This is a genomic window from Nitrospirota bacterium (genome assembly GCA_035516965.1).
In the GTDB taxonomy this organism is placed as follows: Bacteria; Nitrospirota; UBA9217; order UBA9217; family UBA9217; genus MHEA01.
Map to the genome: position 1 here is coordinate 1 of DATIZR010000104.1, position 22,679 is coordinate 22,679.

A 22,679-nucleotide genomic window follows, 5' to 3' on the forward strand; every position below is an offset into this window, starting at 1 on the left:
GGGCCTTTCGAAAATCGACTTTTTCTACAGGCTCGTTAGTCGGAGAATTAACATGCAACCATATCGGATAATTTTGATAAGTTTAATTCTGAGTACTGCCTCAAGTTTCACAATGGCGTCAGACGAAATGAAAGGACCTGATGCAATTACTAAAATAACAGGAACTCAGAGAAGGGCTGTCGCAGTTGATGTTGATTACAAAGAAAAGTGCCCACTTATTTCAAAGAAATCCGGAGCCCTCGATTTCATTAGGGATGGTTTTTGTTTTTATAAAGATGTTGTTATAGACACCCGTACGAATTTAATGTGGACGCGCAACGCAAACATCGCAGAAAAACGTATGACTTGGGACGATGCCATTAAGTGGGTTGAAGGCACTTTCTTTAGTCGCAGATTGGGCTACGCAAGCTACCGCAACTGGCGTTTACCAACGGTAGAAGAACTATATTTCTTTGCGAACGTAGCAGAAGGTAAGAACGTTGCTGCCTATTTCAATGCATTGGGTTTTAATATCGTTGACCAGCCCATGATGTTTTGGACATCCACAACTGCTGGAGCTGAATTACATTGGGGCCCAATTCCAATCAATAAATGTGATTGGTATGTAAGTATGTTCGATGGCCACGCAGACATTGCCATTGGCAACTCAGAATATTATGTATGGCCCGTGCGTTTGAACAAATAAGGATGATTGTTGATCGGGTTGAACGAGGCGAAGCCTGCCGATGATTCTAACGAAGCGGGTCGAGACCGACGCGCAAGGGGTCGCGCGTCTCACCCGCGTGTTGTTCAACTGCATATTACATCTGGAAAAGTGCAACTCTGTTGACAATTCGTCAGTTCCACAGTTGTAGGTGAAGGTTGTAAGGGTGGTTGCGCTGCGCGTAAAAAACGCTTCGTAATAAAGCCCCCGGGATAAACCCGGGGGCTCAGTTTTTGACCTGCTCTTACTGATACAGGACTCATCTTGTACTGTATAGTAATTGTATAGTAAACACGCCAAAACAGCCAGAAATAGCCGGAAAGCGTATTTTGCTCGCTTCCCATAACCGTATGAAAAAAGAAAGAAACTGAACCATACGGAAAAGGGGAGCAAGGCACTCGGTCGCTTTCCTAAACCGCGTGCCGGGTGTTCGAATCACCCCAGGGGCACCATAAATCAAGCACTTAGAGCCGGTCAACGAGACCGGCTCTTTTTTTGCCGATTTATCAGGTAACAATGCAAGATTTATGAATACCTTCTGGCGCGTGAGTCACGATTTAACCGCTCACGCCCGAGAATCTTATCCTTCATCCTTGAGCACTAATCCAGCCTGATCCAATTTCTGAAATCTCAATCATAATTGGTATCAAACTTTAGTGCTAAATGTTCACGCTGACCCTTCGGTTCAAAATGGACATGTCAAGTTGAACCGTTTTCCTCGCGTGCTATTCGTGGGCAGCTATCAAGATATTGATCTTTAATAACAATTGAGCTGAGTATTAATGGCACTTACCTTGCTATCAAGGTAGGATAAAAAGAACCATATGATTTTTTTAGGGCTCACGGGGTGGCACCGTAAATACCCCGTAAACTGTCACCGGCAGTCAAGAGTTAGCTCAGAGTGCGCAGGGAAGAATATCATCATGGGAGAGGTCAGGGCATGAAGCAGACAGACGAACTGATCGGTGAGAATGAGCTGAAGGAACATTTCGGATATGCAGAAGCGGAGACCGCTGCCGATGCTGAGAATCTGGCGACCGATAAGGAAGATGAACCGGATGATGAAGACGCCAAGTCGCCTCGGATGGATCTCGATGTATTGGCGCTGTACTTGAAAGAGATCAGGAAGACGCCGCTTCTTACCTTTGCGCAGGAGCAGGAACTCGGCAAACTGGTCGCCGAGGGAGATGAGGCCGCGCGCGCCAGGATGATCGAAGCCAATCTCCGTCTCGTCGTTTCGATCGCAAAGAGGTACATCAACAGGGGACTGCCGTTCTCGGATCTCATTGAGGAAGGCAACCTCGGGCTTATTCGAGCGGTCGAAAAGTTTCAGTATCAGCGGGGCTTCCGGTTCAGCACCTATGCCTCGTGGTGGATCAAACAGGCGATCGACCGGGCCATCGCGAACCAGCTCCGGATCATCCGGCTGCCCGTTCACGTTGCCGAGGACCTCCATGCCTACGCCCGGACGACGAAGCAACTGACGCAATCGCTCGGCCGCGCACCGATCCCGGAAGAAGTCGCCGCGAAACTGCACAAAACGGTCCAGCATGTGAGAGCGCTGATCCAGATGACGAGGACCATCTATTCGCTCGATATGCTGATCAGTGACGACGGAGAAGACGCGCTCAAAGATGTACTGAGCGATGACAGCGCGCCCACGCCGGCCCAGCCTTACGAAGATCAGCTCAGGAAAAAAAATCTCACTGATTGGCTGTCCACACTTTCGGATACGGAGCGCCGGGTCCTCGCGCTGCGGTATGGTTTGGAAGCGGGCGAAGAGTACACGCTGAATAGCATCGGCAATCTGTTGGGAATAACGCGGGAACGCGTAAGGCAGATAGAGTCCAAGGCGATCGGCAGGCTCAGGTCTTTGACAAGGGATATGAACATAGCGCTGAACGACTTGATGTAGGCCTTGCCGCAGATGACTGAAATCCGGATCGTCCCCGGGCATGGCGAAAACCAGAAAGGCCGGTCATCTGACCGGCCTTTGTTCTTCGGGCGGGAGATACGCGGGGCTCTCCGTACTTCTCCGTGGAAGGATGCGACAGCTTCCGTCACCCTTTCCGTTCAATGGCCGGGTTCACGCGTTCATGGATATAACTTTGAATCGCGTCCCTGTCGAGCACGGACAAGTTCAAGAACTTCATTCCCATGCCAGGCTCCTCATACATGGCCTCCCCAAAACGGTAGACGTAGAGAACAACCGCATCAGCCCGAATGATCCGGTCCTTGAGCACGAACGTTACCGCATGCTCCGTGCCGACGGGGTCGGGGTCAAGGGTGCGTATGAACAGACCGCTGTCGGAAAGCGAGATCACGGTCCTCGTGTCCGCTGGCGTTCCATCCACGGAAGCGTTCAGCGCAGTCGCGACCCTGATATTCTGCCGGGGTGTCGGCTCAAGCGCCTGCTGAACGGCGCGGTAAAGTTCGGACGTTTGAAGCGGTTTGTTCAGGCAGGCAGCGCAGCCTGCTCTGCGGCACTGGTCCTGGCTCTGCACATCGGCAAACCGCGTCTGAATGAAAACCGGGGCAGCCGGCGCCAGGGTAAGCTGTTTCATCCGGTTGTACAGGTCGATACCGCTCATGTCCGGCAATGCCAACTCGCTGATAATCAGAGCAGGGGCGGCGATGTTCAGGAAGTCAAGCGCCTCTGAGCCTGTTCTCACCATCGTCGTGTTATACCCGAAATTCTGAAGCAGCATGGCCGTGAAGTTGCCATCGCGCTGGTTGTTGTCTGCGACGAGGATGAACTTCTTTTTCCTGATTGATTCCGATTTCTTTTTTTTATCACCTTTGGTCACGAGGTCGCGCTCCTGTACTCCAGATTTGTATGAAAATTATAGCAAAAATGATCATTTCAATCACGAGAATCTTTTTCTTCCGACACTTTTCCCGGAACACCGCGGCCAATGCACCTGGTATTTTAATGAAGTTTTCCGTTTTTTTATTGACAAACCCTCTGAAATCTCATACAATTCGCTCTCGTTCTGCAATCAGTGCATAGGCTCGTAGCTCAGGGGGAGAGCGCTACCTTGACACGGTAGAGGTCGGCGGTTCGAAACCGCCCGGGCCTACCATGATTAACCGCAACGGTAACATCCATTTATGAGTGAAATACAACTCAGGCTGCCTGACGGTCAGGACAGAAAGTATGCCTCTGGCATCACCGGTCAGGAAGTTGCCGAGAAGATCGGCTCTCGCCTCGCGAAAGACGCTCTTGCCATAAAATTAGACGGTCAACTCCAGGATCTCAACATCCCCGTTGATCACCCTGCTGCGGTAGAGATCGTTACGTTCAAGTCGCAGGAAGGCCGCGATGTGTACTGGCACAGCACGTCGCACCTGATGGCGCACGCGGTCAAGCAGCTCTTCCCGCAGTCCCGGCTCGCGATCGGTCCGGCCATCGAGGAAGGGTTTTACTACGACTTCGACATCGAGCGCCCCCTGACCCCGGAGGACCTCGAGAAGATCGAGAAACGGATGTCCGAACTGGCAAAGGCGGCGATGCCGGTCGTCCGGAAGGCGATCCCCAAGGCTGATGCCTTGACGTTCTTTCAAAAAAAGGGCGAGACCTACAAGGTCGAGCTCATTAATGAGCTTCCCGAGAGTGAGGCAATCTCGATCTACGAGCAGGGAGAGTTCGCGGACCTCTGCCGCGGACCCCATGTCCCGAATACAGGAAAGATCAAGTCCTTCAAGCTGCTTTCCATTGCCGGCGCGTACTGGCGGGGCAGCGAAAAGAACAAGATGCTCCAGCGCATCTACGGCATCTCGTTCCCGGCAAAGGACGAGTTGGACGCCTATCTCACGCGGCTCGAGGAGATCAAGCGTCGCGACCACCGGAAGATCGGCAAGGACCTGGACCTGTTCTCGATCTCCGAAGAGTCCGGCGGCGGCCTGGTCCTGTGGCATCCCCGGGGAGCGCTGATCCGGAAGACCATCGAGGATTTCTGGCGCGACGAGCATCAAAAGACCGGCTACGATTTCGTGTTTTCTCCCCATGTTGGCCGCGCAACGCTCTGGGAGACGTCCGGACACCTCGGCTTCTACCGGGAGAACATGTATTCGTCCATGGATGTGGAAGGGCAGGAGTATTATGTGAAGCCCATGAACTGCCCTTTCCATATCATGATCTACAAGAACAAATTGCGCTCGTACCGGGAGCTCCCGCTCCGGTACGCAGAACTGGGCACGGTCTACCGCTTTGAGCGGTCGGGCGTGCTGCACGGCCTCCTGCGCGTGCGGGGATTCACCCAGGACGACGCTCATATTTTCGTGGCGCCCGAGGACATGGAAGCAGAGGTCGTCCGTGTCCTCGAATTCGTCGTAAAGATGCTCAGGACCTTCGGGTTCGATGATTTTAAGGCATACATCGCGACAAAGCCCGAGAAGTCGGTGGGCGATGAAACGATGTGGGAAAAGGCGACACAGGCGCTCAAGGTTGCCGCGGACAAGGCTGGCCTCGGGTACGAGATGGACGAGGGCGGCGGCGCTTTCTACGGGCCGAAGATCGATATCAAGATCAAGGACGCTCTGGGTCGTCTCTGGCAGTGCTCCACGGTGCAGTTCGATTTCAACGAGCCGGAGCGGTTCGGCATGACCTTCGTCGGCGTTGACAACCAGCCGCACCGGCCGTACATGATTCACCGGGCGCTGCTTGGGTCTATCGAGCGATTCTTCGGCATGCTGATAGAACACTACGCAGGCGCGTTCCCCGTATGGCTCGCGCCGGTCCAGGCCAAGGTGCTGCCCATCACGGACAAGCAACTGGACTTTGCGAAGGCCGTGCGTGACACCCTGCTCGCAGCGGGCATCCGGGCCGAACTGGACAACCGCTCCGAAAAGATCGGGTTCAAGATCCGCGAGGCATCGCTCGAAAAGGCGCCCTATATCCTGGTCATCGGCGACAAGGAGGTCCAGCAGAACGCCGTGGCCGTCCGTGAACGGGGCGGCAAGGACCTCGGCGCGATACCGGTCCAGGCCTTCATCGATCAAGTACTGACGAAAATACGCGATAAAAGCATCGTAACAGAACTGTAAGGGGGTGATCGTTTATCAGCAGTAAAATTACAACAAGAGTGAATCACATGATCAAGGTGAAAGAAGTCCGGGTCATCTCGTCAGAGGGCGAACAGCTCGGCGTGATGGAGACCCGGGACGCCGTCCGGAAGGCCGAGGAAGCGGGGCTCGATCTCGTGGAGGTGGCGCCCACGGCCAAGCCTCCCGTCTGCCGCATCATGGACTTCGGCAAGTACAAGTATGAAGTAGCCAAAAAAGCCCATGAGTCCCGGAAGCACCAGACCGTCATCTTGATGAAGGAAGTCAAGCTCAGGCCGAGGACGGACGAACACGACGTCCAGTTCAAGACGAACAATATCAAACGGTTCCTCGAGGATGGCAACAAGGTCAAGGTGAGCGTGATGTTCCGCGGACGCGAGATGGCCCACACCGAACATGGCAGGGCGGTCCTTGAACGGATCGTTGCCGACCTGCAGAACGAGGCCGTTGTGGAGCAGCAGCCCCGGATGGAAGGCAGGAACATGATGCTCTACCTCGCGCCGAAGGCAAAGTAGACAAGAGGCAAGGACGATCAGCCTGCGGGAGTTCCTTCCCGCGATTGATATACCACACCAGCAGAGAGCGGATGCGCGCTCGATTTATCGGAAGGGGAACGTGAAATGGCAAAAAAGGCAAAGATCAAACTGAAAACCAATCGAAGCGCCGCGAAGCGGCTGAAGGTGACCGGCTCGGGCAAGGTGATGCGGCGAAAGGGCTGGAAGGGCCACCTGCTGTCGGGGAAGAACTCGACGCGCAAGCGGAGGTTGACGGGAGCTGTTGAGATCACCAAGGACAACATGGAAAACGTCAAGCAGATGCTTCCCTACGGAAGCAAGTAAAAGCAATAAACGTGTGGCAGCTGGACCGAAGGCAAACGATACGGGCACAGTGTCTTGTCTGTTCGTCTGCCATCTGTCATCGGGCGTCATGATTTAAGGAGGAATTGAGAAATGCCGAGAGCAAAAGGCGGCCCCAAAACGAGGGCCAGAAGAAAAAGAGTGCTCAACCTGGCCGAAGGGTATTGGGGAGCAAAATCGAAGCTGTTCCGCTCCGCTACTGAGGCTGTTGACCGTGCGCTGAAGTACGCTTATCGCGACCGCAAGGCCCGGAAGAGGGATTTCCGCAGGCTCTGGATCGCGCGTATTAATGCCGCTGCAAGACAGAACGGCGTGACCTACAGCAGGTTCATGGCAGGTCTGGCCAAGAACGGTGTGGTCATTGACAGAAAGATCCTTGCCGATCTGGCAATTACGGATCCCGCTGGCTTTACCAAGCTCGTGGAGACCGCAAAAACAGCTTCGTAGAAGTCAGCGAAGGAGAACCACGAGGTCTCGATCCTGTCGGGGGTACGCAAGGGGGAAATACGGGTGAAAAGCTGTAAATCCATCTCTGCGATCCTCCCCAGTTTTACCCTGTGTCAGCAATGTAGACTGTGGTTCACCCTGCATTCGACCATGATCGGCCCCGGTTTCCGGGGCCTTTTTTGTTGACTTCTCGCGGCATTTCGGTTAAAAAACAACTCAGATATGATGATACGCGGCCGTTCAAGCATCGCGGCCTGCATGGCTTGCTTCTTCCTGCTGGTCCTTAGCTCACCCGCATTCCCGTCTTACAATTCCGAAGCCGGGCGCCAGTATGCTGTCGCCTCTCAACGCCTCGCTGACCTCAAAAAATCAAGCAAAAAGAAGAAATACCGCTCCTACTGGATTGATTGCATACGCACCTTCGCGATGGTCGAAAAAAAGTATCCCAGGAGCCCGAGCGCTGCCGATGCCTGTTTCGACGGGGCATCGCTCTATCAGGAGCTCTACCAGTTCAGCAAATACTCGCGCGACCTCGATTCAGCCATGCAATCCTACGGGAAGTGCCAGTCCTCCTATCCCCGGCATGCGAAGGCTCCGGAAGCGCTGTACCACGTCATCGATCTCTCCGCCGAGTTCCAGAAAAGCCCGTCCGCTGCAGCAAAAGCATATGCAAAGCTTGCCGAGGTGTACCCTGACAGCCCCTGGACAGGCAAAGCGAAGATTAGGCTCGGCATTTCTACGCGTAGCACAAAACCGGAACCGGAGATAAAAAAAATGCCAGTGCCGGTGCTGAGCGCGAGGAAGCCCAAAACGCCTGGCGTAGTACAAAAGATCCGGTACTGGTCGGGAGGGGCCTATACCCGCATCGTGATCGAACAGAACAGTCCGGCCAGATTCCAGGCACAGGAGCTTAAAAAACCGGACCGTCTGGTTTTCGACCTTTTCAACGCACGGCTTGGCTCCTCGGTCGATAAAGACCCGCTGTCGGTGAACGACGGCATCCTGAAACAGGTCCGCGCCAGCCAGTACGCACCAGATATCGTGCGGGTTGTGCTCGACCTTGCGAGCATCAAGAGCTACGCAGCTTTTCCCCTTCGCGATCCTGAACGGCTGGTTATCGATGTGACCGGCGAGGGGGGAAGAGCACCTGAAATGTCGGTGTTGAGCGAAGAGTCAAACACCGAACAAACAGCTGAGAATATGCCTGAACAGCAATCAGGAGCTGAGACAGAAAAAAAGGGAGAATCAAAGACCGATAATCCGAGTGCCGGCATTCCTCCTGTCAAGTCCCCTGCGGTCAATAATAATGACGGTCCCAAGCTTTCACTTTCTAATCAATTAGGGCTTAAAATCAAAACCATCGCAATTGACGCTGGCCACGGGGGTCATGATCCTGGTGCGATAGGAAAGAGCGGACTGAAGGAAAAAACCATTACCCTCGATGTTGCGAAGCGGCTTGCCGCTCTTGTGAAAGAACGGCTCGGGTGCGAAGTGGTCATGACCCGCGATCGAGACGTATTTATCCCGCTGGAACAGAGGCCTTTGATCGCGAAATCAAAGAATGCCGACCTTTTTGTCTCGATTCACGTGAACGCGAACCGCAAGCGGAAAGCACGGGGCATCGAAACGTATATTCAGGGTCTGCGTGCCACGGACAGGGATGCCATGGCCACAGCGGCGAGAGAAAATGCGACCACGACGAAAACGCTCAGCGAACTCGACGATGAACTCTCAAAAATCTTAAAGGGGCTGAGGATGGAAAGTAATGATGAAGATTCGATTTACCTGGCGCATGCAATACAGGGTTCGCTCGTTGAGAGGGTAAAACCCATACAGGGTCATGTGGCAAATCTAGGCGTGAAACGTGCTTTTTTTTACGTTCTCATCAATACGGGAATGCCCAGTATCCTCGCCGAAGTGGGCTTTATCAGCAATCCCGAGGAGGAAAAGCTGCTGCGCATGGAATCCTACCGCCAGAGCCTCGCTGAAGCCCTTTTCCAGGGTGTTAAGAAATACGTGGACGCGCGCTCGCCTCAGATGATGGGAATTTAAGATTCCCGTGGTGACAGAAAAAACCTTCCTCTTCGTCCCTGTGCCCTTTCCTCAAAGTGTCTCATGCCTTGCCCCGTTTACGTCGTTTTGATTTTTCCCGCCACTGACCGCGTGCATGCCCGCCAGTACAGCCAACAGGGTTGGGAAGAATCGCGGCAAAATGAGTTCTTCTATATTTCTAGATATTGAGTACCTTCAATCATCGAAATTGATACCTCCGCCCTTTCCTGTCTTGCGGAGGAGGGTCATATACCCATAAACTGCCTCTCGACATCCAGAATCCAGCGCCCTGCCGGGAGAGGTATAATAGAAACAAGACCAGTATAGTCCTGAACCAGGGAGGCGAACATATATGATACGGGTACGCGATCCCAAAAGCATCTATCAGATCGATGGCGAGATAACAAACGGAAGCTTCCACGGTCGATGGCATTTCGCTTTTGGCGACTACTATGATCCTCAATTCGAGGACTTTGGCACGCTGCGCGTCTTTAATGACGATACCCTGACACCGGGAGCCGTCTGGCCGCTGCACCCGCATCGGGATAATGAGGTGGTTACCTATTGCGCTAGCGGTGAATTCAGGCACGCAGACGAGCGGGGCAAAGGCGGCGTTCTGCAAAAGGGATGGGTGCAGCACACGACGGTGGGACGCGGGATGTGGCATTCGGAGATCAATAACCGCCCTGACCAGCCGGTGCGCTTCATTCAGATGTGGTTTTATCCCGCCCAGGCTGGCCTCGAGCCGTCCGTAGAGCAGAAAGCGGTCGAAAAGACGGACAGGACCGACCGGTTCCTGCCGATTGTATCGAACGAGGACAAGGGCTCGCTTCCCATAGCTGCCGATGCGCGCGTATTTTCCAGCTTTCTCCATTCCGGGAAGACCGAGCACTATGACCTCGAGGAGGGGCGCGGTCTATACCTTTACGTGCTCGAAGGGGGGCCGATAACCGTGAATGGTGCGATGGTCCCGACGCTTGGTTCGGCAATGATCACCGGGGAAAGAGCGATACATCTATATGCCGAGGAAGATGCCGAGCTTTTGCTCGTGGAGGTGAAAAAATAGCCGATAACCAGCACGTATACCGCGTTTCCGGCAACCTCTCTGCCCCAGCCGCCTCGTGATTCTCAGGTCTCGTTTACTCCGCCTCTCCGGTGACTTCCGTCATTTGATGAAGTCTGCGGGTATCAACTACTCTCCTCTGTTGGTTTCATGATTTGGTTTCATGATTTGGTTTCGTGATATAGTTATTCAGGAGCAGGTGAGCAGGACAATAACCCGAGCATTCTGACGTCATGGAAAGCAGGGAGTCAACAATGAAGTATCTTGTTACGGTACTTTCGCTGCTCGTGGCCACGGCATCGGTCGTGGGTGGACAGAGGGCTGCCAACTCCAAGGTCGCTGAATTCGCATTACAGGATCAATTCGGCAACCTGGTTGATATCAGCCTGTATAAGGGCAGTATCGTTGTGATTATTGCAAGCGATAAAGAGGGGATCGATCAAAACGAAAACTGGGAGAAAGCTATCCTGCAAAAAAATGGAGACGACATCATTCTTCTCCGCGTTGCAGACGTGCGGGGCGTCCCTTCCGACCTGAGAAAATACGTAAGGAAGAAATTCCAGGAAATTAAGTTGAGCATTCTGCTCGACTGGGATGGCACTATTTTCAGGCAATACGGGTTGATGAAAAATGTTTCCAATCTTATCTTGATAGACAGGAAGGGTTATATACGTTATATGAGTTCTGGCCCGGCTGAAACCCCTGCCGTAGACAGGCTCTTCAATGAAATTGACGTATTGGAGAGATCCCGGTGAAAATGAGGAGTTCTAAGCGAAAAGATTCGGCTCGCTGGAGTTCTTGAAGCTATGCGAGGGCGGGAATCACTCTTAAGGTAAGATTCGGGACGTACCGGAATGACTGCATAAGTAATAAGTTCTTATAACTGATATGTCGTTCTTACTTTGAATCGCTTGGGAAAAGAGATACTGCCGCTTACTGCTTGCTTTCGATTGTTTTCTCGACTTTTGCCCCGCTGTTCGAAATCAGATAGGCCTCGATGAACTGATCGATATCTCCGTCCATCACGGCGTTCACATTCCCCGTCTCCACGACGGTCCGGTGGTCCTTCACCATCTGGTAGGGCTGGAACACATAGGACCTTATCTGGCTTCCCCAGGCGATGTCCTTCTTTTCGCTCACCAGCTTGCCCATCTTTTCCTCCTGCTCTTTTTTCCGGAGTTCGTAGAGCCTCGACTTCAGGACTTTCATCGCCACATTCTTGTTCTTGAGCTGGGAGCGCTCGTTCTGGCACTGCACCACGATGTTCGTGGGTAAATGCGTGATCCTGACGGCAGAATCGGTCTTGTTCACATGCTGTCCTCCCGCGCTCGAGGCCCGGTAGGTGTCAATGCGCAACTCCTTGTCATCGATCTCTATGTCGATGTCGTCCTCGACTTCAGGATACACGAACACCGACGCGAAGGAGGTGTGACGCCTTTTGTTCGCGTCGAACGGGGAGATCCGCACGAGACGGTGCACGCCGGCCTCGGCCTTGAGCCTTCCATAGGCGTAGTCGCCTGAAACCGTGAAGGTGACTGACTTCACGCCTGCTTCTTCTCCGGCCTGGTAATCGAGGATCTCGGTCTTGTATCCGCGCTTCTCGGCCCAGCGGAGGTACATGCGCATGAGCATTTCGGCCCAGTCCTGCGCCTCCGTGCCTCCGGCGCCGGGATGGATCGAGACAATGGCGTTCGATGCATCCATTTCACCCGACAGGAGGGCGGCAACCTCTACAGAAGCGATGTCTGCCTGGATGGAGAGAATATCCCGCTCCAGCTCCTGGTGCAGGGACTCGCCGCCTTCCTCGCTCGCGAGTTCGGCCATAGCCTGGAGATCGCTCGCCCGGTTAGCAAGGCCGGACCATTCCCGGAGTGCGCGTTCAATGACCGCTTTTTCCTTCAGGATGACATTTGCTTTGTCGGTTTTTTCCCAGAAACCCGTGGTTTCCGTCAGGCGGGTGAGTTCGGCCAGCTTTAATTCCTTGGCAGGGGTGTCAAAGATGCCTCCGGAGGGTCTCAAGCCTGTTCTTGATGGTTTCGATCTCCTGTTTGAGGTCTTCTAAAAGCATGATGTACTCCGGAAGAAATGGGATTCGCAGCGGCAAAGAGCCGCCACGCAGAGATTATAGCACAGCGGCGGGCAAATTCAACAGCAAAGGTAAAGTGGCCAGCGTCACACCCGTGAACGGGGCTTGATCAGAACGAGGATGCCGACCAGACAGCACAGATACGAGAACACATCGCCGTAACGGGTGTAGAAGGTCTTTTTCGAGCCGGGAGTAAGCGTCTGGGACAGGTATGCTTCGGTGAAGATGGGGGAGGCTGAAAGAATGCGGCCGTTCGCATCGATAAAGCCCGATATGCCCGTGTTCGCCGCGCGCGCTATGGGCACCCGGTTCTCGACCGCACGGAACACGGCCATCGTAAAATGCTGGTAAGGCGCGGCGGTCTTCCCGAACCAGGCATCGTTCGTGATCGTCGTGATGACGGATGCCCCGCGGTCAACAAAGCGCCTCACCAGGTCCGGGAATATGATTTCATAACAAATAACGGTGCTGATGGTCACGTTCTTCCGGTCCGCGCCGCGCACCGGCACCTTCATGACGGTAAAGTCGGTGCCGGACGCGAAGTCACCGATGGCCTGCACCATCTTTTCGACAAAGAACAGCACGCTCTTGAGCGGCACGTATTCGCCGAAGGGGACGAGGTGGAACTTGTCGTACTCCGCATCGATCTCTCCGTCGCCCCTCACGAGGAAGGCGGAATTGCGCAGAATGACCGACCCCCGACCCCTCAGTTCATAAGTGGGGCTTCCGAAGAGGATCGGCACCCCCCCTTGCTTGACGAACTCCTTGAGCTCTTTCGTCAGTTGCTGGTCCCGGGGGGCGACGCCCCCGAAATAGAATGGCGTAGCTGTCTCCGGCCAAAGAACGAGATCAGGCTTCTGTCCGAGCGCTTCCGACGTTAATCTCTTGTACACGCTGATGGTCTCGCTCTGATATGCCGGGTCCCACTTTTTGTCCTGCTCGATGTTTCCCTGGACCACGGATATCCTGATCCTGTCTGTGCCTTCATCGGCGTGAAGCCGTGAGAACCCGTACCCGAGTGTAAGCGACAGGATAACGACGGCCGGCAGCAGGACGGCGATCTTCTTTCTGTCCCGGATGAATTCTGAGATCGAAGCGTTGACCAGCACAATGAGGAACGAAACCCCATACACGCCGGTCATATCCGAGATCTGTATGACCGGCAATATCCGGTACTGCGTGTATCCCAGAAGCGCCCAGGGGAATCCGCTGAAAACATAAGTCCTCGCCAGCTCGAGCGCGGTCCAGAGAGCGGGGGCGGCGATGAACAGAAGCGAAGGCCGGTGGCGCCGGACATGAACGACGAGCGACGCGAACAGGGCAGGATAGAGGGCCAGGTATGCGCAGAGCAGCAGCGTGATGAGGGACGCCGGGATGATCGGAACATTTCCGTAATAGTGGACCGAGTTCGTGACCCAATGGACGGTTCCGGCAAAGAACACGATGCCGCTGATACCGCCCAGAAAGAGGCCGTTTCTGACGTTCTGTCCATTCAGCGCGAGGAATAGGGGGATAAGGGCGACCCAGGCAAGGACAGGGAGAGCAACGGAGGGGAACGATGCGGCGAGCAGAATGCCTGAAGCTGCTGCAAGCGCCGTGGTGCGGAGATTCATCCTATTTTGCCGCCTTTTGCTCCTGCATCCACCGGAGGAGACCTTCCTTCATGCTGTTGTTGATGCTCGTGTCCGCCGGGGAGGCGGCGAGCGCCGGCTGGTGCTGGGGAGATCTCGGCTTGCCGGCAGGTTTCGGGGTGCGCGGAACGGTTGGCGCGTGACCATGGGAAACCGTGGGTGCCGCTCGGTGCGATTCCTGAAGAGCGTCTGCCACAACAGAGGATACCGCGTGACGGTAGACGATCTCCCGCTTGGGCCCCTCGATGATCATCACATAGCTGTCGAAGGCCCTGATCCTTCCGGAAACGCGGATCTTGTTCTGCAGCGTGATGACCACCGGTGTCCGTGATTCCAGGTACGTATTCAACATCCTGTCAAGGAGATTGGTTTCCATGGTCCCGTCTACCGGTTGATCGTCGTGATCGCGTGTTTGTAATAGAGATGCTGCTTGGTGCCATCCTTGAGCAGGATCGTGAAATTGTCGTACGCTTCGATGGTTGCCTTGATCCGCTGTCCATTGATGAGGAAAAGCGTCAGAAACTGGCTCTCTTTTATCGCCTTGTCCAGGAACTCCTGCTGGATGTTCGGTTTTCGCAACGGTTCATCGGGTGCGCCCTGCTTCTCCGGTTCCGGGGCAGGGGGAGGGGACGGGATTTGCAGAACAGGCTGAAGCGCCGAGAGATAGGCAATTTCCTGTTTCAGAATGGTTACCGTTTTACCGTTCTCGTCAATATTGATCTCGTATCGGCCGATGTCCCTGATGATACCGTCATGCTCCGTCTTGTTCATCTGGCCCACATGGAGCCGCATGCCTTTAGCCTGAGCCTCTGAGAGGAACCTCGGTTCGATCGCGTGACGCAACTCTTCGTTCTGCACTTCCATTAAAAAAAATCATATCCGAAATTCCGAGTTTTTGCAAGGGAATTTTCTGTGTTGACTTTTGCGGGTATATACCATATTATTTTTTACCATGTATGAACTGATGATCGAATCAAAGTTCGCGGCCGCTCACCAGCTGCGCGGGTATGAAGGGAAATGCGAACGTCTCCATGGCCACAACTGGCGGGTCACCATCGCGGTCACGGCAGAGCGTCTGAACGAGCAGGGACTGGCCATCGATTTTCATGACCTGAAGGACGCTCTCCGGGAGGTCCTGGACCAGCTCGAACACACCTTTCTGAACGATATCTTCCCCTTTACCCAGATCAACCCGTCATCCGAGAACCTTGCGAAGTGGATCTACGATACCATGGCCAAGAAGATCAACGATGACAACCTGGAAGTCAGCAGCGTGACCGTCTGGGAATCCGACACCGCATCAGCTAGTTATTTCGACTAACGGTCGTTTATCGCCACCCCGCCGTTTTCACGGTCGACGCCCATCATGGACAAACGAACTGCCGAATCGATCCTTACCCGCGCGGCCGCCCTCAACGTTCAGGCCGCCGAGGTCTTTCTCCGCACCTCGAGCTCAAGCTCCATCGAGGTAAAGGACCAGAAGGTCGACGCCTTCGACAGCGCGCAGGACCGCGGCGCCGGGCTGCGCGTACTGATCGACGGCCGCCAGGGGTTTGCCTTTACCACGGACATAGCGGACCGCTCCCTCGAAGTGCTGGCCCAGTCAGCCGTCACGAACGCTCTGAACACGGAACGGGACCCTTTTTTCTCCATTCCAGGGAAGCCCGCGGTCCCCTACGAGCATGTCCAGATGTATGACCCCGCAATGGCGCGGCTGAGCGAGGACGCGAAGATCGAACGGGTCATGTCCATGGAACGGGAAGCTTTTGCCCTGGACCCCCGCATCAAGCGGATACGGAAGGCGTCCGCGGGCTTTTCCGAATCGGAAACGCTGATCATGAATACGAACGGTGTGGAAGTTTCCTATCAGGGCACCGCATGCTCCTCGAGCATCGAGGTCGTTGCGGAAGAAAACGGGGAATCCCAGTCCGGATCGGAATTTGACGTGACCCGGTACTATGGGCGTCTCGAGGTGGAGGAGGTTGCCCGCAAGGCGGCCCGCAAGGCCATCGATCTTCTGGGGGCCAGAAGGATCGATTCGGTGAAGGCTCCCGCGGTCCTGGAGGCGACGGTGGCCCAGGAGTTTTTGTCTATCCTCGCGAGCGGCTTTTCTGCGGAGAGCGTGCAGAAGAAGCGGTCGCTCTTCATGGGCAAGCTCGGGAGAAAGGTGGCCGCGACGGCCATTACCGTCACAGACGACGGTCTTCTCCAAGGCGGCCTGGGCACTGCGCCCGCTGACGACGAGGCAGTGCCGATGCAGAAAAAGGTTATCATCGCCAACGGAACGCTTTCTCTCTTTCTCCATAATACGTACACCGCAGCCAAGGAAAAAACCTCGTCTACGGGGAACGGATTGCGCGGCGGGTTCAAGGGGATCCCCGGCGTGGGGATCACGAACCTCTCCATCGAGCCCGGCCTCTCTTCTCTCGACGAGCTTATCCGCCAGGCGGGCCGGGGGTTCCTCGTGACGGATGTCATGGGCATGCACACTGCCAACCCCATTTCCGGCGACTTTTCCGTCGGAGCGACGGGGTTCTGGTTTGAGAACGGCAGGAAGGCCTATCCCGTGCGCGAGGCCACGATCGCGGGAAACATCCTGGACGTTATGAGCAATGTTGTTCTGGTGGGAAGCGACCTTCGGTTCTCAGGCAGAATTGGCAGCCCCTCGCTCCTCATCAAGGAGCTTTCGATCGGGGGGAAGTAGAAGCACCCAACCCTGAAACGGGGCCGGATACATTTCAAAAAGAAAGCTCCGTGCGAAGCCATCCTCTCGTGTCATTCGATCCCGTTTTTCCCGCCTACCGGTGAACCTCTGCACCGCCTTGATCGTCCGTCGTTCGTCCCCCTCGACGAGGATTCCGGACATCGGCCTTTTTAAATCAGTGAATGATACCCACGGGCATCAGGCAGGCGAAAAAAGGCTTCGGAGAGGGATGCTTCAACAACCAGGGTTTGCTGTTCTGCCGATAACGCACCGCGAACGTGCGGCATCCTGTTCAGGGGACAGCTTCTTCCTCTTGTTTATATAGCCTTTCCTCAGGCCACACTTTTTTTTCGATCTCCTTCAGCAGTTCCCCGAACGTCCTGGCATCGGTCGCCGAGCAGAGAACGCCGCTGAAGCGCGACGCGATCGCCCTTGCCCAGAGGGGATTCACCAGGTCGACCTTGTTGAACACGGCGAGCTTCGCGATATGGTCGAGGCCGATCTCGTTCAGGAGGTTGTCCACGGACTCCATCTGTTGTTCAAAGCGCGGGTTGCTGACATCGACAACATGCAGGATCAGGTCGGCATCCTGCATTTCATCCAGGGTCGCCCGGAATGCGCCCAGCAGGTCCTTGGGCAGGTCCTTGATGAATCCCACGGTGTCGGTGATGACCACCTCGCGGTCACGCGGGAATCGGAGCCTTCGGGTGGCCGTATCGAGCGTGGCGAACAGGAGGTCCTCTGCCTTGCCCTCGGACCTGGTCAGCATATTGAACAGGGTCGATTTGCCGGCGTTTGTATATCCCGCGATGGATACGATGGGGATTGCGCTCTGGATGCGTCTTTCCCGGCGCTGGTTCCTGGCCCTGCCGAGTCCTTCCAGCTGACGTTCCAGGCTGCGTATCTTGTCCCGAGCCCGGCGCATGTCTATCTCGAGCCTGGTCTCGCCCGGGCCCCTGCCTCCGATGCCTCCGGTGAGGCGCGAGAGGGCAGTGGAGCGCTCGGACAGCCTCGGGAGCCGGTACTTCAGCTGTGCAAGCTCTACCTGCACCTTGCCGTCTCCGCTATGGGCCCTCCGGGCGAAAATATCGAGGATCAGCTGGGTACGGTCGATGACACGCATCTCGGTGATATCGCCGATAGCCTTGACCTGGGCCGGGGTGAGGTTCTGGTCGAAGACGATCAGGTCCGCGCCGAGCTGCTGAGAGCGTATGATGAGCTCCTTAAGCTTGCCTTCTCCGAGGAGGTATTTCGGATTGATCTCGTGAAGCCGCTGCACCACGGTATCGAGGACCGTGATGCCGTCTGAGCGGGCAAGCTCCTTCAATTCCTCGACAGACTCTTCCTGTTCCTGTTTGCTCTTCTTGGATACACTTACGAGGATCGCCCGGTCTTTCTTCGCCACTTCCCGGGCTGCCTGCGCCCGCTCCATCTGACGCTCCATATCGGCAATGAATTCAGCGGCATCGATGTCGATCGCATGGACGGAACGGGGCGGGAGGACCTCGTAGAGCTTCTCCTCGGGATTCGGCGGGATAAGGTAGGCGATAGAGATGTTGCCCGGAAGGCCGTCGGGACGGGCCGCGAGCGCAGCGATCATGTCCAGTCTCAGCAGGGCAAGGTCGGTCAGGTCCTCCTGGTTCAGCGGCATGTCCTTTAAATGGGTGTGGATGAGCCTGACGCCGCGGAGACGCCTGGAGCCGAGCCGGTGTTCGGAAAGATCGGGGATGAGGATGTCCTTGTTCGTGCCGACGAGTACGTTGCGTGTGGATCCCGAGCGGTCAATAATGAGCCCGACCTGCCTGCCGATCGCTGTTGACGCTTCGGTCAGGGCTCGTGCGGCCTCGGGTGTGATCACCAGGTTCGGAGGCGTCCTTCTGCGGTAAAGCCGCTCGAGCATTTTGAGCTCTGCGGGCTTGAGACCGGTAATATTGCCGTGAACGGAGGGGATAAAGGACTCCTTGCGTTTCGATCGTGCCAGCTATTAGTATACCATGCTTTCGATCTCCGGCAAGGCATGTGAGATCATTACCCGTTCATCACTTCGTGCGGTATAGGATATCGTGCACCCGCGCGTGGTCCCTGATCTTGATCCCGACGCTCTGTCCCGGCGTCGCCCGATCAAGATGCTGATGCTCGTATTCCATGGAATCGACTTCCTGCGTGAAGTCGGTCGTATGCCCCTTTATGCGGACCGTGTCGCCGGTTTCGAGTGTGCCCTTGTTGATCTGCACAATGGCAACACCCAGATGACTGTAATAATGAGTAACAACACCGATCGCCTCCTCATGAGGAGCGGGTTCTTCCACGGGAGGGACCGCGAGGGTCGGCGGGCCGGGCTCGATGAGGAGGGACTCTTTCGCGGTAGCCTTTTTCGAAGCGACCTTTTTTGCCACGGCCTTTTTAGCGGTTTTCTTCTTTAATGCTTTCTTCTTTAATGTTTTCTTTTTTAATGCTTTCTTTTTTGCACTTTTCTTGACGACTGACTTCTTCCTGGGCTTCTTCAGGGACTTCCTCTTGCCGACAGGTCGACGGGGGGTTTTGGGTGAGGTTCTTTTTTTAGATTTGGATTTAGCCTTTCCTTTGACAGCCATACGCTGACCTCCTCGCATTCGATTCGAGTGAAATGTCCGCACCTGCCCGGCTCACGAGCTGGAAATCAAAAAAATTGTAACAAATACTGAGGAAAAAGCAAGGTGAAAAAGCCGGTCTCAGGTCAATGACCGGTTTTGTGACGTGGAAGAAAAGGGGTGGCCTCAGGGAGCAGGCAGTTACTATTCCTTGACTTTTACAGTTAAGTATGAAATAATCTGCGCAACTCTATACAAATTGGCCAATTCCCGCTACTCACCGCGTAATGCAGCAGAGCGAGTACCGAGCATTTAATTTCTAACAAGGGGAGGAAACTATGAGGAAAGTAAGAGTGTTTCTGCTGTACGTTGTACTCGGAATCGCATCCTTGGCCATGGCTCAGTCGGCCTGGGCAACGAACGGTTATTTTGCACACGCCTATGGTGTAGGTGACCAGGCATTAGCCGGTGCAGGAGTTGCCTTGCCGCAGGATACCCTTGATGCGGCTGTCAACCCTGCAAATATGGTATTTGTCGGCAAGCGATATGATTTCGGACTCGCCTTCTTCAATCCGAACAGGCAATACACAGTAACCGGCAACCCTTCAGGTGCGCCTGGAACGTTCGGCTTGGCGCCGGGCACGGTAAAAAGCAGCTCCAACTGGTTCGTGATCCCGTCGTTGGGGGCGAACTGGATGCTGAATCCGGACAGCTCGGCCGGCGTGTCGATTTTCGGAAACGGAGGCATGAATACCGACTATAACTCGCCCACGTTCGGTTTTTCTCCGACAGGTGTTGATCTCCAGCAGCTGTTCATCGCACCGACGTACGCAAGAAAACTGACTCCTCACCATGCTATTGGTATCACCCCGATCTTTGCGTATCAAAAATTTGAGGCAAGAGGACTTCAGGCTTTTGGCGCTTTCGGTTTTTCCAGCGACCCCAATAACCTCACCAATAAGGGCCATGATAATTCCTATGGCTACGGTGCGAGGATCGGCTACCAGGGCGAGATACTACCAAGCCACCTGAATGTCGGCCTCTCCTATCAGTCCAGAATATACATGAGCAAATTTCACGATTATGCCGGCCTATTTGCCCAGCAAGGTGATTTCGACATCCCTTCCAATTGGACCGTTGGTCTGGCATATAAAACCACCCCTGCCTTGACTTTTCTCCTTGATGTACAGCGCATCAACTACAGCGACATCAAAGCCATCCACAATAAAATGCTGCCCAACCTTATGATCAGCCAACTCGGCAACGACAGCGGGGCTGGCTTCGGCTGGGACGATATGACGACCTATAAGATAGGCGTGCAGTGGCAAAGCAGTGATGCGTGGACGTGGAGAGCCGGATATTCCAAAGGGAACCAGCCTATTCCGAGCAGTGAAGTGCTCTTTAATATCCTGGCCCCTGGCGTCATAGAGCAGCATATAACCGTTGGCTTCACGAGGGCTATCTCGAATGGTCAAGACCTCAATTTCGCGCTTACCCGTGCCTTGTCTCACAGTGTCAGCGGCCCAAACCCCTTGGAAGTTCCCGGGCAGCAGACCATCGAATTGAAGATGGACCAGTGGCAGTTGGCGTTCGGCTACGCGTGGAAGTTCTGATAGCGTCACGATAAATCAACGCGAAGTCGGCTGAAACTCAAAGAAGCAATCCCTTGGTCAGGGATTGCTTCTTTTTTTATTCATTCCGATGATGGGTCGACCGGTACAGGAGAATACTGTTCACAACATGACGGATGCTCCGGAAAGACCGGATTCTGGTAACAAGCGTTTCCCGATTGACGGGAAGCGCATGATGCATTATCATTGACAGAAATCCATGCAGATACTGATCATAAAACTATCGGCAATCGGCGACGTGGTCCAGACGCTGCCGGCCCTGGAGGCCATCAAGCGACTCTATCCTGACAGCGAGGTCACCTGGGTGGTCGAAGAGGCCGCGGCGGGCATCCTGGAAGGGCATCCCGCTGTCAGGCACCTCCTGGTATCCGGAAGGAAATCGTGGCTCCGGATGCTCAGGAAACCAGGCACGTTCCTGGCCGGCATGAAGAGCATCCTTCGTTTCTTGCGGGCACTGCGCGCCAGGGAATATGACATCGCAATCGATTTCCAGGGCCTCTTGAAGAGCGGCATCCTGATCGGGCTCGCGCGGGCCAAACGCAAGATCGGCTTTGACCGCACCCGGGAAGGCTCCTATCTGTTCCTGAACGAACGGCTTCCTGCCTATGATATTGAGAAGCACGCTCTCGAGCGGTATCTTGACGTCGCGCGGTATCTGGGTGCGAGGAACCCTGAACCCCGGTGCAGTCTTCCCATCGGCGATGCGGTTCCCGCCATGCGGCTGCGGATCGGGGAGGTCAGGAGGGAAGGGCAGGCTCTTATCATCATCAACCCCGTAGCCCGCTGGAAGACCAAGCTCTGGCCGGAACAAAATTTCGCCGAGCTCGCTGACTGGCTGGCGGCTGAAAAAGATGCAGCGATCATATTTACGGGAAGCGCTGACGACCGGGAAGTGACGCGGAGAATCCTGGGAATGATGAGCCGCAAGGCTGTGGACTGGTCCGGCCAGACGAGCCTGAAGGAGCTGGCGGCGCTCGCTTCTTTGTCCGACCTGTTCATTACGACGGACACGGGGCCCATGCACCTGGCGGCAGCCGCCGGCTCCCGGGTGCTCGCGCTGTTCGGCCCCACGGCGCCCTGGAGGACCGGCCCCTATGGACCCTCTCACCGTGTGGTTCGAACCGGCATAGACTGTTCTCCCTGTTTCCGGAGGACCTGCGACAGGGAAGTCCAATGCATGCGGGGCATCTCGGTCGATGAGGTATTGGGCGCGATCGACCTGTAAAACAAAAAAGCGGACATGCCCAGCCTTCGGACATGCCCGTTCATTTCATAGGATTCCTAGCGGCCGTACATATCAACGGTCTTGTTCACATACATCACGATCTGTTCGAGTGTCAGTCTCCGGTCATCAAGAGCCCACCTATAGAATTCGTCGACCGACAGGAAGTGACCGTAAGATGCCCGCTGGGAAGCAAGCATTTCTGCGGAGGCCTTGTCCGTGACGATCTGGCCGCTGGCGACGATCTTGTCCATGATCTGGGGAAAATCCGCGTACCATCCCTCGTACTTCCTGCCGAGCTGCTCGGAGAGCTTCGCCTTGATCATGTTCAGTACCGAACGGTACAGCTTCGCCTGGTCCTCGATCGTGTGCTCCGACTCGATGAGCAGGGAATGTATCCCGATGGTTTGGGTTATTTCCGCATAGCGCCCCCTCTTGAAATATTCCTCGATCGCCGCCATGAGCTTCTGGCGCGTTTCCACCGTCGATACCTTCACCACTTCGGGCATGAACATTCCTCCCTCATTCATCAATAATTGGATAGGCCGATAAATACTATATCATGTCCCTGAGGGAAGCAAGAAGTTTTTTTACGGGGAAAAATGATGTGGCGGGGCCTGGGCCCCGCCACATGGAGTACGGCATTCCT

At 55.1% G+C, this 22,679-nt stretch carries 21 protein-coding genes and 1 tRNA gene; 14 read left to right on the forward strand and 8 right to left on the reverse strand.

What is annotated here, in order from left to right:
- Positions 1–685: DUF1566 domain-containing protein (locus VL197_15225; protein HUJ19335.1), on the forward strand; the 685-nt coding region annotated here is incomplete at its 5' end.
- 958 nt (positions 686–1,643) lie between these two features.
- Positions 1,644–2,618 carry a sigma-70 family RNA polymerase sigma factor gene (locus VL197_15230; GenBank protein HUJ19336.1) on the forward strand — a complete coding sequence of 325 codons (975 nt, stop codon included), beginning with the start codon at positions 1,644–1,646 and terminating at the stop codon, positions 2,616–2,618.
- Positions 2,619–2,763: 145 nt separating this feature from the next.
- On the opposite strand, the gene VL197_15235 is transcribed toward VL197_15230, so the two are convergent.
- On the reverse strand, positions 2,764–3,510 hold the full coding sequence (locus VL197_15235; GenBank protein HUJ19337.1) for a response regulator: 747 nt from the start codon (positions 3,508–3,510) through the stop codon (positions 2,764–2,766).
- A 201-nt stretch (positions 3,511–3,711) separates the two neighbouring features.
- Between VL197_15235 and VL197_15240 the strand changes: the two genes are divergently transcribed.
- The 8 genes from VL197_15240 to VL197_15275 all read left to right on the forward strand — a co-directional run bounded on the left by VL197_15240 (position 3,712) and on the right by VL197_15275 (position 10,941).
- Positions 3,712–3,786: transfer RNA gene (locus VL197_15240), tRNA-Val, on the forward strand.
- Positions 3,787–3,814: 28 nt separating this feature from the next.
- Positions 3,815–5,749, forward strand: a complete 1,935-nt coding sequence (gene thrS / locus VL197_15245; GenBank protein ID HUJ19338.1) for a threonine--tRNA ligase — start codon at positions 3,815–3,817, stop codon at positions 5,747–5,749.
- Positions 5,750–5,787: 38 nt separating this feature from the next.
- Entirely contained in the window at positions 5,788–6,282 is a 495-nt protein-coding gene (gene infC / locus VL197_15250) for a translation initiation factor IF-3 (GenBank protein HUJ19339.1), read from the forward strand.
- Positions 6,283–6,387: 105 nt separating this feature from the next.
- A complete protein-coding gene (gene rpmI, locus VL197_15255) occupies positions 6,388–6,606 on the forward strand; it encodes a 50S ribosomal protein L35 (protein HUJ19340.1) in 219 nt (72 codons plus the stop codon).
- Positions 6,607–6,717: 111 nt separating this feature from the next.
- The gene (gene rplT, locus VL197_15260) at positions 6,718–7,071 is read left to right on the forward strand and encodes a 50S ribosomal protein L20 (protein ID HUJ19341.1); all 354 of its coding nucleotides are present in this window, start codon (positions 6,718–6,720) and stop codon (positions 7,069–7,071) included.
- A 774-nt stretch (positions 7,072–7,845) separates the two neighbouring features.
- The gene (locus tag VL197_15265) at positions 7,846–9,123 is read left to right on the forward strand and encodes an N-acetylmuramoyl-L-alanine amidase (protein ID HUJ19342.1); all 1,278 of its coding nucleotides are present in this window, start codon (positions 7,846–7,848) and stop codon (positions 9,121–9,123) included.
- Between the two features lie 352 nt (positions 9,124–9,475).
- Complete coding sequence (locus VL197_15270) at positions 9,476–10,189, forward strand: pirin family protein (GenBank protein HUJ19343.1); 714 nt, start codon at positions 9,476–9,478, stop codon at positions 10,187–10,189.
- 251 nt (positions 10,190–10,440) lie between these two features.
- Positions 10,441–10,941, forward strand: a complete 501-nt coding sequence (locus VL197_15275) for a hypothetical protein (GenBank protein ID HUJ19344.1) — start codon at positions 10,441–10,443, stop codon at positions 10,939–10,941.
- 178 nt (positions 10,942–11,119) lie between these two features.
- Here the strand turns inward: VL197_15275 and prfB are convergent.
- The 4 genes from prfB to hfq form a co-directional block, all read right to left on the reverse strand.
- A protein-coding gene (gene prfB / locus VL197_15280; GenBank protein ID HUJ19345.1) for a peptide chain release factor 2 occupies positions 11,120–12,254 on the reverse strand; the annotation gives its coding sequence in 2 pieces (ribosomal slippage) (positions 11,120–12,190 and positions 12,192–12,254; 1,134 coding nt in all).
- Positions 12,255–12,358: 104 nt separating this feature from the next.
- Complete coding sequence (gene lnt, locus VL197_15285; GenBank protein HUJ19346.1) at positions 12,359–13,885, reverse strand: apolipoprotein N-acyltransferase; 1,527 nt, start codon at positions 13,883–13,885, stop codon at positions 12,359–12,361.
- 1 nt (position 13,886) lies between these two features.
- A complete protein-coding gene (locus VL197_15290) occupies positions 13,887–14,279 on the reverse strand; it encodes an RNA chaperone Hfq (GenBank protein ID HUJ19347.1) in 393 nt (130 codons plus the stop codon).
- Between the two features lie 8 nt (positions 14,280–14,287).
- The gene (gene hfq / locus VL197_15295) at positions 14,288–14,767 is read right to left on the reverse strand and encodes an RNA chaperone Hfq (GenBank protein HUJ19348.1); all 480 of its coding nucleotides are present in this window, start codon (positions 14,765–14,767) and stop codon (positions 14,288–14,290) included.
- A 100-nt stretch (positions 14,768–14,867) separates the two neighbouring features.
- On the opposite strand from hfq, the gene queD reads away from it, so the two are divergent.
- Positions 14,868–15,224: a 6-carboxytetrahydropterin synthase QueD gene (gene queD, locus VL197_15300; protein ID HUJ19349.1), complete on the forward strand. Its 357-nt coding sequence runs from the start codon at positions 14,868–14,870 to the stop codon at positions 15,222–15,224.
- A 45-nt stretch (positions 15,225–15,269) separates the two neighbouring features.
- Positions 15,270–16,607: a TldD/PmbA family protein gene (locus tag VL197_15305; protein ID HUJ19350.1), complete on the forward strand. Its 1,338-nt coding sequence runs from the start codon at positions 15,270–15,272 to the stop codon at positions 16,605–16,607.
- Positions 16,608–16,899: 292 nt separating this feature from the next.
- Here the strand turns inward: VL197_15305 and hflX are convergent, their stop codons facing one another.
- Together hflX and VL197_15315 are read right to left on the reverse strand one after the other, a co-directional pair.
- Entirely contained in the window at positions 16,900–18,507 is a 1,608-nt protein-coding gene (gene hflX / locus VL197_15310) for a GTPase HflX (GenBank protein ID HUJ19351.1), read from the reverse strand.
- A gap of 139 nt (positions 18,508–18,646) precedes the next feature.
- On the reverse strand, positions 18,647–19,201 hold the full coding sequence (locus tag VL197_15315; GenBank protein HUJ19352.1) for an EF-Tu/IF-2/RF-3 family GTPase: 555 nt from the start codon (positions 19,199–19,201) through the stop codon (positions 18,647–18,649).
- Between the two features lie 314 nt (positions 19,202–19,515).
- Here VL197_15315 and VL197_15320 point away from each other — a divergent pair, with 314 nt between their 5' ends.
- Both VL197_15320 and VL197_15325 read left to right on the forward strand, forming a co-directional pair.
- The gene (locus VL197_15320) at positions 19,516–20,790 is read left to right on the forward strand and encodes an outer membrane protein transport protein (protein ID HUJ19353.1); all 1,275 of its coding nucleotides are present in this window, start codon (positions 19,516–19,518) and stop codon (positions 20,788–20,790) included.
- Between the two features lie 217 nt (positions 20,791–21,007).
- Complete coding sequence (locus VL197_15325; GenBank protein ID HUJ19354.1) at positions 21,008–22,033, forward strand: glycosyltransferase family 9 protein; 1,026 nt, start codon at positions 21,008–21,010, stop codon at positions 22,031–22,033.
- A gap of 56 nt (positions 22,034–22,089) precedes the next feature.
- Here the strand turns inward: VL197_15325 and VL197_15330 are convergent, their stop codons facing one another.
- Positions 22,090–22,539, reverse strand: a complete 450-nt coding sequence (locus tag VL197_15330) for a hypothetical protein (protein HUJ19355.1) — start codon at positions 22,537–22,539, stop codon at positions 22,090–22,092.
- Between the last annotated feature and the right edge of the window lie 140 nt (positions 22,540–22,679).

Coding starts and splice junctions, on each gene's coding strand:
- VL197_15270 (HUJ19343.1), top strand. CDS start 9,476: ATGATACGGGTACGCGATCCCAAAAGCATCTATCAGATCGATGGCGAG.
- VL197_15265 (HUJ19342.1), top strand. CDS start 7,846: ATGCCAGTGCCGGTGCTGAGCGCGAGGAAGCCCAAAACGCCTGGCGTA.
- VL197_15325 (HUJ19354.1), top strand. CDS start 21,008: ATGCAGATACTGATCATAAAACTATCGGCAATCGGCGACGTGGTCCAG.
- VL197_15275 (HUJ19344.1), top strand. CDS start 10,441: ATGAAGTATCTTGTTACGGTACTTTCGCTGCTCGTGGCCACGGCATCG.
- VL197_15330 (HUJ19355.1), bottom strand. CDS start 22,539: ATGCCCGAAGTGGTGAAGGTATCGACGGTGGAAACGCGCCAGAAGCTC.
- VL197_15320 (HUJ19353.1), top strand. CDS start 19,516: ATGAGGAAAGTAAGAGTGTTTCTGCTGTACGTTGTACTCGGAATCGCA.
- queD (HUJ19349.1), top strand. CDS start 14,868: ATGATCGAATCAAAGTTCGCGGCCGCTCACCAGCTGCGCGGGTATGAA.
- lnt (HUJ19346.1), bottom strand. CDS start 13,885: ATGAATCTCCGCACCACGGCGCTTGCAGCAGCTTCAGGCATTCTGCTC.
- VL197_15315 (HUJ19352.1), bottom strand. CDS start 19,201: ATGGCTGTCAAAGGAAAGGCTAAATCCAAATCTAAAAAAAGAACCTCA.
- rplT (HUJ19341.1), top strand. CDS start 6,718: ATGCCGAGAGCAAAAGGCGGCCCCAAAACGAGGGCCAGAAGAAAAAGA.
- VL197_15290 (HUJ19347.1), bottom strand. CDS start 14,279: ATGGAAACCAATCTCCTTGACAGGATGTTGAATACGTACCTGGAATCA.
- thrS (HUJ19338.1), top strand. CDS start 3,815: ATGAGTGAAATACAACTCAGGCTGCCTGACGGTCAGGACAGAAAGTAT.
- VL197_15230 (HUJ19336.1), top strand. CDS start 1,644: ATGAAGCAGACAGACGAACTGATCGGTGAGAATGAGCTGAAGGAACAT.
- rpmI (HUJ19340.1), top strand. CDS start 6,388: ATGGCAAAAAAGGCAAAGATCAAACTGAAAACCAATCGAAGCGCCGCG.
- hflX (HUJ19351.1), bottom strand. CDS start 18,507: ATGCTCGAGCGGCTTTACCGCAGAAGGACGCCTCCGAACCTGGTGATC.
- VL197_15305 (HUJ19350.1), top strand. CDS start 15,270: ATGGACAAACGAACTGCCGAATCGATCCTTACCCGCGCGGCCGCCCTC.
- hfq (HUJ19348.1), bottom strand. CDS start 14,767: ATGGAAGTGCAGAACGAAGAGTTGCGTCACGCGATCGAACCGAGGTTC.